The organism is Spirosoma migulaei, from assembly GCF_054776855.1.
Window position 1 is genome coordinate 171,583 of the sequence record NZ_BAAHBG010000008.1, and the last position, 13,355, is coordinate 184,937.

Below are 13,355 nucleotides of genomic sequence, written 5' to 3' on the forward strand. Positions count from 1 at the left end.
AAAAACAGAAATAATTGCAGTTGCGAAATAAAGCAAGCAACCCGCACGCGGAAAACTGCATCTTTCTAAAAACAGTCAGACTTCGCCGTGGCCTGTGTCCTCACCGGCCACGGGAACAGCAACTTACTGATACAACCTGCATCTTCTTAGAAGCCTCTAAACCAGACGACCCCCATGAATGCCTGGCTCATCTCTGCTCTTCTGCTATTTCCAGCGGAGCTTATTTATCCGAAGCGCGCTTCTGCACTCGTCACGCTTCCGATAAAGGCGTTGACAGATAATCCACTGAAAACATCGGTCGATACCCTTGTTGAACAGGCTGCTCAAGAATTCATGACAGCCCCCGAAGCCGTAGGTCTTTCGCTGGGTATTTTTAAGGATGGACAAACGTATGTGTACAACTACGGTACGGTCGAAAAAGGTAAACAACAACTCCCAACCGATCAAACCCAATATGCCATTGCATCCATCAGCAAGACGTTTACAGGTGCTTTACTCGCTCAGGCTGTTGTTGAAAAACGGGTAAAACTAGCTGATGATATCCGTAAATACCTGACGGGCAACTATCCCAATCTGGAATACGAAGGGCAACCGATCCGGCTCTTTCATCTGCTCAATCACCGGTCGGGTTTGCCGTTCCTACTGCCCGATGTACCGGATGCGTTTGCCAATACCGCCATACCCTCCTCAGCCATTGCCACCGAACTCCTGCAACATTATACCCGGGCAGATTTCTACGAAGATTTGCATAAAGTGAAACTGGACGCCATGCCGGGCTATATGTTCAAGTACTCCAACGCAGGGGCTCAGTTACTGGGCTATATTTTAGAGCGGGTATATAGCCTACCGTTCGAGGAGCTTGTCCGCCAGAAACTAACGCAGCCGCTGTCCATGAGCGATACGAAGATTGAACTGACGCCTGCCGATCAGGCAAGTTTTGCGAAAGGCTACAATTGCACGGGTGTACAGATGCCAATGGTACCCGATCAACTTCAGGGAGCGGGTGCCCTAAAATCGACTGTGACTGATATGCTGAAATACATTCAGTGGAACGTGTCGGAGGCTACCGAAGCGGCTAAACTCACCCACCGGCCAACCTGGGGCGACATAGACCGGTACTCGGCAGGCCTGAACTGGCAAATGCTAAAGTCAGCGGGTTATCGGGCTATTTGGCAGGATGGCAATATTCCCGGCTACAGCAGTCTATGCGTCAACTTCCCCGAGTTGAACATGGGAATCGTAGTCCTCTCGAACGAATGCGACCGCAAGACTGCCTCCCGGATTACGGCGTTGACGAATCAGATTGCCAAAGCTCTGGACGAGCGGGCCGTTGTGCTTCCGAATTGACCCACCTAAAATAATTATAATTTACCCCTAATTTTTCCTGTCCGCTTCTGAACGCACCGTGTCCGAAATCGGACACGGTGCGTTCATTTTTCTAGCGCAACTAATTAATTATTAATCAATTACACTACTGGTATAACATTTGGGCAGTTTGTAGGGTATTCGGTAAACGCGTACACAGTCAATCACTTATTCTTGTCCTTAAACTATGTCATACATCGCCATTCCCATCTCTTCGTTGCCTGGTAAACAGGACATCGAAATCGACGTGACTATCAACGGTCAGAAGCAGGCGCTGCACTATCGTGTCGAGCTATTTTACTGGGGCGACTGCCGGGTGCCCACTTTCGATCGGGTAGAATGCATCCGCCAGCTACTGGCCGAATATGACCGCGACTGGACGCTTTATTACATTGGCTCCCCGACTGATGAGTTTGTACCCATCACATTTGTTAAGCGAGAAGATTTAGTCAAACAACGAACGCTACTAAGGGCCAGATAATTGATAAAAACTCTACTGAAAGCGATACTGGTAGTTTGGAGCGTATTCCTGTGGCTTTTAAGTCCATCGGCACAGGCCCAGCAAGGCCTGAAAGGAGAGTACTATACCGGAACGAATTTCGAGAAAAAAGTTTTCACCCGGATCGATCCTGCGATCAGTTTCAGTTGGTTAAAACGGAATCCGGGGCCAGGTATTCCTCGCTCTTATTACTCCATCCGCTGGACGGGTAAACTGCTGGCACCTGTTTCGGGCGCTTACACCTTCAATGCGAAAGTAGATGATGGTATTCGGGTGTGGGTGGGCAACAAAAAAGTAATCGATGCCTGGCAATTAAATGACTCGAAGCGTTTCAGTGGACGGGTGATTCTGGAAGCCGGAAAGTTCTACGATTTACGAGTCGATTATTTCAACGATATGCTGGAAGGCGAAATCGACCTGTTATGGGTACTGCCCAATGCACCGAAAACGATTTTTAATGGTATCAGCAACCCCGGCGAATCCATAACCGCCCAGCATTTTTTTCAGAAAGCGGCTCCCGAGCGAGTCACAGTGATCAAAGAACCAACCAAGCCCATTCCTCCGAAATCCAAACCAGTACCTGTTGCCAGGGTTGTTCCCAAACGGTCTATACCGATTACGCCTAAACCTACCCCCCGCTTACCCTTGCCGCTGGCACTAAAACCAGTGGCAAGGCCTAAGCCCCCAGCAGATACGCTTACGAAAGCGGTTGTATCTCCATCAGCTTCAACTCAAAAGCCGCTTAACGCTCATAAGCCGGGGGAGACGTTTGCACTTCGACAGGTTCAGTTTGCACAGAGTAGTTATGCATTGTTACCTGAATCATCGGTTGAACTGGATCAGCTCGTAATTGCCCTAAAGGCAAACCCACTCTGGCACATCGATGTAGCGGGCCACACCGATAATGTGGGTGATCCAAGGCTGAATCTGGCGTTGTCAGAAAATCGGGCTAAAGTGGTTGTAGCTTACTTAATCCGGCACGGCATTGCCGAAAATCGCCTGGCTGCTACAGGATACGGCGGCACGCGCCCCATTGCCGATAATGCAGCAGAAAGTGAACGAAGTAAAAATCGACGGGTAGAGATTACAATTCGATAAGATTTTTTTAAACACAGAGGCACGGAGAACACAGAGAGATAATTTACCTCTCTGTGTTCTCCGTGCCTCTGTGTTTAAAAAAATCCTATTTGTAAATAGCAGGTGCTTCGAATGTTGCGGGTACTGGCTTTGGCGCATTGGCGTTGGAGTTCAATTCATTTTGTGGGTAAATGAACCGCCAGGGAAGCTGCGTACCGTTGTTAGGTGTCAACTTGATACCATAGGCCTCGGCACGTGTCCGGCGCTCATCATCCCAGCCAACGTGCTGACCGTAGAACGACACATAGCGTTCTTCCAGAATTTCCCGTAACAGGGCGTTATCGGCCTTGATGCCCCCCGCGGCATTTTCGATACCACCAGCCTCAAAATCGGCCGCTACATAAGGCTCATATTTGTAGGAACCCGCCGTCAGATAAGCCGCATTGATGTTGCCACCCGTATTCAACCAGGCCCGATACGCGTTTAGATGGCCAAGCGCCGTTGCAAAGCCCTTACCCGAACGTAAGGCCGATTCGGCCAGTGTCAGGATATTTTCCTGATACGTAACGAGCGGAAAACTAGCCGTTTGCGCGAAGAAACCCGTCGTACCGGTCGTATTTGGCTCCATTTTACCGGGGCTATTGACACCAACTTCCAGGTAGTAAAACTTAAACCGGGCAGTTTCAATAGTTTTCGAGTTCCCTCTGTATTTAGCGCTCGCCGGATTCAGTAGCGTTGTGTTATACGCTCCCACAGCGTTTATATCGCCGGTACGTGAGCTGGCCAGAAAGGAGAAATAAGCGTTCTGGTTTACGTTGGCCGTATTGCCATGTGGTGCATAAAGCGAATTGGCATAGGCACTAATCCCCGTTTGGGCAGTTGTATAGGCAGCATCATACTGCTTTAGGTCGGTCTGCAAGCGGGCTTTCAGTGTATAGGCAACCTGCGTCCATTTCGTGGCATCGCCACCAAAGTGGATATCTTCTGTAGTAACGGTACCTACACCCGATTTCAGATCGGCAATCGCATCATCCAGTAAGGCGAGGAGCTTCGTATATACCGTTGCCTGGGGCTCAAAGGCCGGACTGGGGTATTTAAGAATATCACCTGCCTGATCAAATGGAATATCGCCCCAGAGTTCGGTACCAGTAGCTAATGCGTTGGCCCGTAAAATTTTGGCAATGGCCGCCATTTTACGGTTTCCGAGCGCGGTTGCTTTCTCAATCGTGAGCAGGGCATTGGCATTCGTTGCCTGATACACCAGGTTCCAGTCAGCATCATACACGCCAGCTGTTACGTTGTAATTGTAATAATCCAGCCATTGCCGGTCAGCGCCGGTTGCATAACCAGACCATATCGTTGTCAGGCGGCTGGCCATCCCCTCCTGGGTAGCCATGTTGGCAATTTCGGTACCGGTAAGCAATAGGCTACCTGTTGAAGCAGTTGGGTTGTTGGGATCAACGTTCAGGTTCTCGACAATAGACGAACAGGAGAAGAACTGAAGACCAGCGACAAGGGCAAAAAATGATCTATATGTACGTTTCATAAGATTAATATGGATACGGGAGAATGCACAATGTGAAATGGATAATGGATAATGCACAATAGATAATGGGATGGCTGTTAGTGTGTGTCACTCGTTACCCATTTTTCATTATTCATTTTACATTATTCATTATTCGTTACCCATTTCACATTGTCCATTCTCCATTTAATTAGTAATTGATTTTTATGCTGAACAGCAGTGACTTTGTATTAGGGCTGTTAAAATAGTCCTGACCGCGTGAGTTGCTGGCGCCATTAAGAGCCGTTTCTGGGTCAATACCAACCATTTTGGTCCACAGAACCGGGTTACGGCCCGTTACCGTTACGTCGATCGACTGCAACTTGGTTTTCTGACGGAACTTGGGCGAACTGATCGAGTACCCCACCGAAATTTCGCGGATACGGGTCCAGCTGGCATCCGTTACAAACTGTTCAACCAAGGTGCTGAAGCCGCCCCCAATTGAGGTATAGAACGACTGATCGAGCAATACCGGACCGGCACCGAAATCCTGAATATTACCCCGAACGGTGCTTCCGGCAGCAATGGTTTTACCCGCGTAGTTCTTCAGATCCTTCGTCAGTGTTACTTCGTTGCCCACATCGGCGTGTGTACCGAAGTTATAGAGCGTCCCTCTGGTGCCATTGTAGAAATCCCCGCCCTGGAAGGTCTCGAACAGAACATTCAGTGAGAGTTTCTTGTACGATAGATTCGTGCCAAACCCACCACGATAGTCTGGGTTCGGATCGCCAACAACACCAAACTGCGGAGCCACTTGCGGGAACCCATTGGCGTTCAGATTCAGCGCACCAGATTCGGTACGCAGATACGTACCCCCGTAAAGCGACGACATCGCGTAGCCCACTTTAGCTACCGTACTCGCTGTGCTGCTAAAACCACCCAACGTAATAATATCCGTTCCGGCCAGGTTGGTTACCCGGTTGATGTTCCGGCTCACATTACCAAATACATTCCAGTTAAATCCTTTCTTGTTCAGGATATTGTAATGCAGTTCCAGTTCCCAGCCTTTGTTGGTCATCGAACCGGCGTTGGTGTATTTCGAAGTGTAGCCCGTCGAGCCAGCCGCAGCTACGTTCAGCAGCAGGTTGGTAATCTCATTGGAGTAATAGGTGAAGCCAGCCGTTAACCGGTTGTTCAGGAAGCGCAGATCAGTACCCACTTCGTATTCTGTTTTCCGTTCAGGTTGCAGGAATGGATCACCCTGGGTTGCATTACGAACATACGCCCCATTGCCGTAGCCTGAGCCACTAAGCGAGTTGGCCCAGCTGCTAAAAGACGCATTTACGTAGGTGGTGGTGTTTCTATAGGCATCTGGTTGTACCCCCACCGTACCATATGACGCACGCAGTTTACCAAACGATAGCACGGGATTGTCGCGGAAAACAGGTAGTTGCGTAAACTGCCAGGCCAGATCGGCGGATGGATAATAGAACGTCGACTTCGTTTGGCTACCGAACGTAGATCCCGACTCACCCGCCACCGATGCGTTCAAGAATAACTGGTTATAAAGGCCTACATTCAGGGTAGAATACATACGGGCCATCCGGCGGTGCGTGGTAGTTCGGTAAGGAGCATCGTTTGAGGTCAGCGAGTTACCAAAGTTGGCCGGTGCATCGGGAATGATGAAGGTGTTCATCGTACCACCCAGATTGAGGTATTTCCGATCATTAATGTTAAAGCCTACAATCAGGGTGCTGGTAATATTCTTACCAAAATCCTTGAAAACACGGCCGATCAGGTCACCATTCATCTCCGATTCTTTATAGATAGCCTCCTCGTAGCTCCCTAAACCACTATTGACCGCCGAGTTGACCGGATAGTTCGTGATGCGGTGATCGGTGTTGGCATCGATACCTCCACGGGCCGTAATATCGAACCAGCTTGCGGGTGTAATCAGTATTTCTGAACTCAAAATGAAACGGTCAACTTCCGAAAAGTTGGTCAGCTGATTAATCGCCCACAGCGGATCATTGTAGATTGGGTTGGCCAACGCCCCCAGATAGTTCCGATACGAACGTTGCCGGTTAGGAATGGCACTGGCCGTTGGCGACGAGAAGTAGTTACCGATGTAATCGCGACTGTCGAAATCAGGTGCCGAACGGAGATAACCAATGTACAGTCCATTCACACTATTACTGCGCTGAATTCGGTTCGATGTTGTCCGGGCGTAGGTCGCGTTGGTCGAGGCTTTGATAATATCGTTGAAACGACGCTCGGAGTTGAACCGGAGGGTAGTCCGGTTGTAATCGCTCTGCCCGTTGATAATACCCTTCTGACGCAGATCACCAACGCTCAGATAGAAGTTCCCTTTATCGTTACCACCACTGACAGAGAGGTTATTATCAATGTACGTACCCGTCCGGAAGACGGCCGCCTTACGGGCGTCATTGTAGGTTTCCTTCGAGTTCTTGGTAAGAATTGGGTAGTACGTTTTTCCACTATACGACTCAAAACGGGCACCGGTCAGGTTAACAACATCATCGCCACCAGCCCGATTGGCAATTTTATCGCCCCAGGAATTGGCAACGGTAGGGTTATACACACCGTCTGATCCCTGACCGTAGTTGGTTTGTAACGGGTGCAACAGGTTAGGCGTATCGAACGAAACCGTCGTGCTATACGAGATATTGACCTTATCGCTATTAGCGCCTTTTTTGGTTGTAATAACGATGACGCCGTTGGCCGCCCGCGACCCCCACAACGCGGCTGCTGATGCCCCTTTCAGGATTTGCATCGATGCAATGTCTTCGGGGTTGATGTCATTCAGGCGGGATTGCTGCGTAACGCCAGCTGCGCCATCACCAAGTGTCGAGTTGCTGATCGGGATACCATCCACAATAACCAGCGGTTGTGTAGTACCCGTAATGGTATTTTGGCCACGGATCTGGATATACGAACCAGCACCAGGATCACCGGCCGATTTCGTAATCTGAACCCCAGCGGCTTTACCCGACATCCCGTTGATCACGCCCGTTTCGCCGGATCGAACGATGTCTTTGGCTTCGATTTTCGAGGCTGTTGCTCCCCGCTTATCGGCGTTCTCCTTGAACCCTAATGCACTCACAATCACCTCATCCAGCGAGGTTTCGTCGTGTTGCAATTTGACTGTAATGGTACTCTGATTGCCAATAGGCACCTCAGTAGTTTTCATGCCGATGAAGGAGTAAACCAGAATCCCGTTTTTCAGTAGATTCTCGGGAACGGTAATCGAGTAGGCACCTTCAGCATTTGTCGATGCCCCCACATTTGTGCCTTTGATAACGACGTTTACGCCGGGAACGCCACCGTTGTCATCGCCGGATGTAACAATTCCTTTGATGACCCGGCCCTGGGCGAAGAGCTGTAAGGGGACATAAAAGGCAAAAAACAACATGAGTAGTAAACTTCTGTTCCGCATCTCACTTCACGATTAGGTTTATAAAAAGGAAAAATTACAGGTGAATACAGCAACTAGTCAGTTATTGTAGCAACAGGTACGTATCTATATAAGCGCTATTAAAACTCGGAGCAGGCTTGCAGCAGAGACTTCGCTGCGGATACATGATCAGGCCAGTTAAAACCTGACCAGTATTAAAAAATACACGCACAGGACGGGTAGATTTTTAATCCAAATATAATTCCATTAAATGAACAATACCAACACTATATTTTGAATAAATCAATTAATTACCAATTATATTCTATTATAAATATTTATAGTCAAATTTAATTTTATATTCTTTAAAATTTACAAAATTTAAAGAATATATCAATATAGAATTATACAGATTGTGCCTCTTCAGGAATTACTTAGCCAACAGCCCTTGTTTTCTCCTGAGATTAAAAGACTACAAATCATCAGGTTATATTGACATTTCATCCTACTTGGTGCATCTTTAGGAGTCCTAAATCAACTTTCATGAATCCTATTTTCCGACTACTGACGATCTTGATAGGTCTGAATAGTATCGCCTACGCCCAGTCTATGTTAACCAGCGCTCAGGCCTACGAGTATCTACAAAATGAACGGGCACGCGCTCGGACTGTACAGAAGGGTACCGATAAACCACCTGTTGACAGCCTGAAAAAAGCGGAGCGCATTTTACAGGATGCGCTGATCTATTACCATCGGCCAGATGTGCAGGAACTGGCCAAAGGAGACCAATCGCTCTTTTACCGAAAAAGTGATATTTCGTTCGATCTGGCCCGTATTCAGGCGAAGCTGGGAAATAACGAAGCGGCTGCCCAAACACTGCTCTACCCATTGACCGGAAAATTTGCCCCAGCCTATGCAGGCTACATCAATGAGTTGCCGGAGTTTACCGCCGTCCGGCAAAACCCGGCTTTGGTTCCTCTATTAGCCAAAGCACAGGCCGCAGAACGGTTATTTAATTCCAAAGCGCTCAAAACACCGTACAAACCCAATATCAGCGAAGACGAAAAAGTGGCCGGACTCTCGAAGTTATGGTCGGAAGCGAAATACAACTTTGCTTACTTCGATCATATTCCTGATGTAGACTGGGATAAACTCTACCTCGACTATCTGCCAAAAATTCGGGCTACCCGCTCTACGGTCGAGTACATGCGAATCCTCCAATCGTTCTGTGCGCAACTCCACGATGGACATACCGACGTCTGGGCAAGCGACGCAACACTGGCCGATTCAACATCCCGGCAGCCGCCAATCTGGTCGGTATTGGTAGATGGAAAAGTGCTGGTGCAGGAAGTTCGGTCCGATAGCCTGGAAAAAACGGGCATTCGGCCCATGCTCGAAATCGTCAGTATCGACGGCCTGCCCGTCCACGAATACGCCGACCGATTTGTACGGCCCTACCAAAGTGGATCTACGCCACAAAACGTCGATGTGGCTACGTATACGTATCGGTTGCTCAGAGGACCGAAAGACAAACCCGTTTCCATTACCTTCCGGGAGCCATCCGGCAAAACATTTAATCGACTACTACCCCGAACGGGTTATTCCAATTTAAAGCCTTCACCCGCCTTCAGTTTCCGCATCTTACCGGGTAATGTTGCTTATGTGCAGTTGAACAACTTCGAAAATGATCAGGCCCTCAACGGCTTCAAAGCCGCTTTTGACTCCATTGCCACCACCAACGCATTAATCCTTGATGTTCGGCAGAACGGTGGAGGAGATAGCGGCTACGGCTGGAACGTACTAGGCTATCTGACCGATAAGTCGATGCAAACCGGCTCCTATTCATCGCGAATATACAGTCCATTACGACGGGCTCGGGGAGAAACGGTCGTCTTCGAACCCGTTGAATCAGGCGATGGGGGCTGGCCTGCCAACGGCAAGAAACTCTACACCAAGCCGGTCGTCGTACTAACCAGTGGACGAACGTTTTCGGCCGCCGAAGATTTTGCCGTGGTCTTCGACGCCATGAAACGGGGCACAATCATTGGCGAGCCAACCGGTGGCAGTACCGGCCAACCGTTAGCGTTCTCATTGCCCGGTGGCGTGATGGCCCGTGTTTGTACCAAACGAGACATGTATCCTGATGGCACCGAATGGAACGCCAAAGGCATCCAGCCCGCCGTACTCGTTAAACCCACAGCCGCCGACTGGCAGGCGGGTCGGGATACGGTGCTGGAAACCGCACTGACTCATTTAGGTGTGAAGGAGCCAGTCAAGACTAAGAAGAAGAAATAAATACCTCACCCCCAACCCCTCTCCTGAAAACAGGAGAGGGGCGTACCCTCTGCCTGCGTTCCTGCGTTCTCGCTTGGCTATCCGACCGGGCTGGCGTACCAGTGAGCGCTATTCGTTCAAGGGCCTCTGGCCCGTATGTAACATAATGTGTTATTCTCCGGCCAGAGGCCGTTGAAAAAATACCCCTCACTGGTACGCCAGCCCGGTCAACTACCCGTGTCCATCACCGAACATCCAATGTCCGCCAACGGACATTTTCCGCTAAATATTTTTCAGCTAAACTACTGACTAAAAACACCTTACCTGACTGGCATGCCGCTTGCTCTTATATACTTACCCGTTTGTCAGTTGCTTAACAGCAGAAGAAATTCAGCATCATGCAACCTTCGTTTATCAAACAGCATCTTTACTGCATAAACCAACAATCACTATGAAACGCAACCAGTTTCTACTAACCCTTCTTGGCGTAGCCACCTTCTCGCTGACAGTATTGGCCGCTGCCCCTACCCGTTATGATGACCAGCCTTACCAAACCAAAACCTTTTCGGGCAATATTAATGCAGTACGCGCCGAAACATCGGGCGGCAGCCTGACCATTGAAGGTGGCACCGATATGAACGCCAAGGTGGAAATGTATGTACGGGGCAACAACGGAAACGGCAACCTCGACAAGGCCGAAATCGAAGATCGCCTGAAAGACTACGACGTCTCCATTTCCCAGGAAGGGGGCACCATCGTTGCCACAGCCAAACGTCACAACAACCTCAACAACTGGAAAAATAGCCTGAGCATTAGCTTCAAATTCTACACACCCCGTAAGGTTACCGCAGATCTGCGCACGTCGGGTGGGTCGATTCATCTGGCATCGCTGAGCGGTACGCAGAAGTTCCGCACGAGTGGTGGTAGCCTGCACATGAGTGATGTAGATGGCGATATCAACGGACAAACCTCAGGTGGTTCCATTCACTTTGATGGCTGTCAGGCTGGAACCTCGGGCCGCCTTGACCTACAAACGTCGGGTGGGTCGATTGAAGGTAAATCATCGACGGGTAATATGCGCCTGCACACATCGGGTGGCAGCATTCGTCTTACCGACCTGAAGGGTGACATTGATGCACAAACCAGCGGTGGCAGCGTGAATGGAGAAAGCCTGGAGGGCGATATTAAGGCAAGTACATCGGGCGGATCGGTACGACTTGCCAATGTGGCTGGCAGCATCGACGCCAGCACCAGTGCAGGTGGCGTTGATGTGAGCATCACGAAACTGACCGGCCCTGTTCGGCTGTCGACCAGCGCTGGTAGCGTTCGTGTACGGATGCCCCTCGACAAAGGAATTACACTGAATTTGAGCGGCAACAGCATTAAAATTCCACTGAACAACTTCAATGGCGATACCGAAAAAGATCGTATCCGAGGCACGTTGAACGGTGGTGGCATCCCTGTAACCCTGACGGCCAGCAGCGGAAGCGTTTATGTGAACCAGTAATCAATGAAAAATGTAGAATGAATAATGGATAATGCCGGGATGGTACATTATCCATTACTCATTCTACATTTTTCATTTTCTATGTCCACTTCGTTTTTTGACCGACGACTAGTCATTAATACTATTCTGACGCTACCAGGCAGCGCTTTTCTGCTGTATTGTATTCGAGTCGCCACTGCTGCCCATCTTCCTTATCTGGCAGCTACTATTTTAGCAACGATCCTCGGTTTTCTGGAGCCCCGCAAAGGCTGGTTTCTGGCGTTGGTGCAGGCAGGTACAATCTGGATTGTCTACATGTTTTTTCTGGTGCACCCCACGAATAATTTCCATATTGAACTCGAAAACTTTGGGCTCTATGGCTCCATGATTCTATCGTTTGTGGGGAGTTTCGTTGGCGGACGGCTCAAACGGATTCTGGATCGGAGCAAATCGGGGCGAAGCAAATCATAAGACCCACTACTCTACGCGTATGAGTTCGTTCGAACGTAACGCCAACCGCCTGACAATCCTCCTGCTCTTTACGTTAGTTGGTATATCTATTACCGGCTCAATCTGGCTGACCGGGCCAATACCAACCCATTTCAATGGAAACGGTCAGGCCGATCACTTCGGAAGCCCCGACACATTGCTACTGTTACCTATTCTTTGCCTATGTATGGTCGGAATCCTCTGGGCAATTCGCTATACGCCTACCGAACTAATGAATTTCCCCGGTCCACGGACGCCTGAGCATATAGCCAGCCAACGACAAAATTTCGATCAATTAGTCGCGACAATCCGGGTTTTAGTAGTCGGATTATTTTTGTGCATCGCTGGTCAAATTAGTTGGGCAAGCGCTTATCATCAGAAGCAGGTTAGTCTCTGGCCATCCTTTCTTTTTATAGCGCTATTCTTCATTAGTACGCTCATGAGCCTGGTGAGGGCCTATAGGCTATCCGTTTCGAATAAGTAGCTTCCAGTGATGTCGGGTTCTTCAACCCGACATAGCGAGGTTTCTCAAAACCTCTATATATTGATTACGGACGGTTTTGAGAAACCTTGCCGTATCAGGTCTGAGGACCTGACACCACGGAGCCTCGGAAACCACAAGCCTCCAAAAGAACTCTACCGATAATACGGTGGCACTTTCAAAAACACAGCATCTCGTATCGATGGATTACGCATGAGAACACGCTCGTAATAATTCAGCATAAGCTGATCATTCGCACTGAGTTCCGAGAATGTCAGGTAAGGAAGCGTACCAGCCCGTTTAAGCTCCCTCAGCATAGCTTCTACATTCCCGAAGGTAGCCGATGAAGTAGGCTTGATAACAGCCGCCATATCGCCTGCGGCCGATTTCCCAACAGTCGCCAATACATTACGTATACCTTCCGGCCCAAAAGACGTTTGCTGTAATTCTACCATGTCATCCCCATGCCAATGCTGGATAACACCAATTCTGTCCTTATCCAGAAGAACTAACGCGACCAGCTTTTTAGGGTACGTAGGTGACTCATATTTACGGCAACCGTTGGGTACCGTAACGCCCATAATGACTGGACGTTGAGTTGCTTTGGTGAATACAAAAAACACAATCAGCAATAAGGCTACGCCTATAAAGGGAGCGAAATCAAGGCGGACGGGTGCGTACGTTCGGCGTGTTGTCATGGCAGTAAGTGCTTTAGCGGATTGATGGCTGAAACGGCTTATTTCCACAAACGCGTTTCGGTTTTTG

At 49.2% G+C, this 13,355-nt stretch carries 10 protein-coding genes; 7 read left to right on the top strand and 3 right to left on the bottom strand.

The window, feature by feature from the left end; translation table 11 throughout:
• The first annotated feature begins 174 nt into the window (after positions 1 to 174).
• The 3 genes from ACYVGO_RS10330 to ACYVGO_RS10340 all read left to right on the top strand — a co-directional run bounded on the left by ACYVGO_RS10330 (position 175) and on the right by ACYVGO_RS10340 (position 2,962).
• Positions 175 to 1,347 carry a serine hydrolase domain-containing protein gene (locus ACYVGO_RS10330; RefSeq protein ID WP_460969189.1) on the top strand — a complete coding sequence of 391 codons (1,173 nt, stop codon included), beginning with the start codon at positions 175 to 177 and terminating at the stop codon, positions 1,345 to 1,347.
• Positions 1,348 to 1,552: 205 nt separating this feature from the next.
• A complete protein-coding gene (locus ACYVGO_RS10335) occupies positions 1,553 to 1,846 on the top strand; it encodes a hypothetical protein (RefSeq protein WP_142770935.1) in 294 nt (97 codons plus the stop codon).
• The gene (locus ACYVGO_RS10340) at positions 1,847 to 2,962 is read left to right on the top strand and encodes a PA14 domain-containing protein (RefSeq protein WP_460969190.1); all 1,116 of its coding nucleotides are present in this window, start codon (positions 1,847 to 1,849) and stop codon (positions 2,960 to 2,962) included.
• An 85-nt stretch (positions 2,963 to 3,047) separates the two neighbouring features.
• Here the strand turns inward: ACYVGO_RS10340 and ACYVGO_RS10345 are convergent, their stop codons facing one another.
• On the bottom strand, positions 3,048 to 4,487 hold the full coding sequence (locus tag ACYVGO_RS10345) for a SusD/RagB family nutrient-binding outer membrane lipoprotein (RefSeq protein ID WP_460969191.1): 1,440 nt from the start codon (positions 4,485 to 4,487) through the stop codon (positions 3,048 to 3,050).
• A gap of 169 nt (positions 4,488 to 4,656) precedes the next feature.
• Positions 4,657 to 7,902, bottom strand: coding sequence for a SusC/RagA family TonB-linked outer membrane protein (locus ACYVGO_RS10350; protein ID WP_460969192.1), 3,246 nt, complete (start codon positions 7,900 to 7,902; stop codon positions 4,657 to 4,659).
• Between the two features lie 501 nt (positions 7,903 to 8,403).
• On the opposite strand from ACYVGO_RS10350, the gene ACYVGO_RS10355 reads away from it, so the two are divergent.
• The 4 genes from ACYVGO_RS10355 (at position 8,404) to ACYVGO_RS10370 (ending at position 12,593) form a co-directional block, all read left to right on the top strand.
• Positions 8,404 to 10,155 (top strand): S41 family peptidase, encoded by a 1,752-nt coding sequence (locus tag ACYVGO_RS10355; protein ID WP_460969193.1) that lies wholly within the window; start codon positions 8,404 to 8,406, stop codon positions 10,153 to 10,155.
• 430 nt (positions 10,156 to 10,585) lie between these two features.
• Positions 10,586 to 11,641 carry a DUF4097 family beta strand repeat-containing protein gene (locus ACYVGO_RS10360; RefSeq protein WP_460969194.1) on the top strand — a complete coding sequence of 352 codons (1,056 nt, stop codon included), beginning with the start codon at positions 10,586 to 10,588 and terminating at the stop codon, positions 11,639 to 11,641.
• An 81-nt stretch (positions 11,642 to 11,722) separates the two neighbouring features.
• Positions 11,723 to 12,091 (top strand): hypothetical protein, encoded by a 369-nt coding sequence (locus tag ACYVGO_RS10365; RefSeq protein WP_460969195.1) that lies wholly within the window; start codon positions 11,723 to 11,725, stop codon positions 12,089 to 12,091.
• 19 nt (positions 12,092 to 12,110) lie between these two features.
• Positions 12,111 to 12,593 (top strand): DUF1648 domain-containing protein, encoded by a 483-nt coding sequence (locus ACYVGO_RS10370; RefSeq protein ID WP_460969196.1) that lies wholly within the window; start codon positions 12,111 to 12,113, stop codon positions 12,591 to 12,593.
• A gap of 152 nt (positions 12,594 to 12,745) precedes the next feature.
• Here ACYVGO_RS10370 and ACYVGO_RS10375 read toward each other — a convergent pair whose 3' ends face one another.
• Positions 12,746 to 13,288 (bottom strand): biopolymer transporter ExbD, encoded by a 543-nt coding sequence (locus tag ACYVGO_RS10375; RefSeq protein WP_460969197.1) that lies wholly within the window; start codon positions 13,286 to 13,288, stop codon positions 12,746 to 12,748.
• Positions 13,289 to 13,355 lie beyond the last annotated feature (67 nt).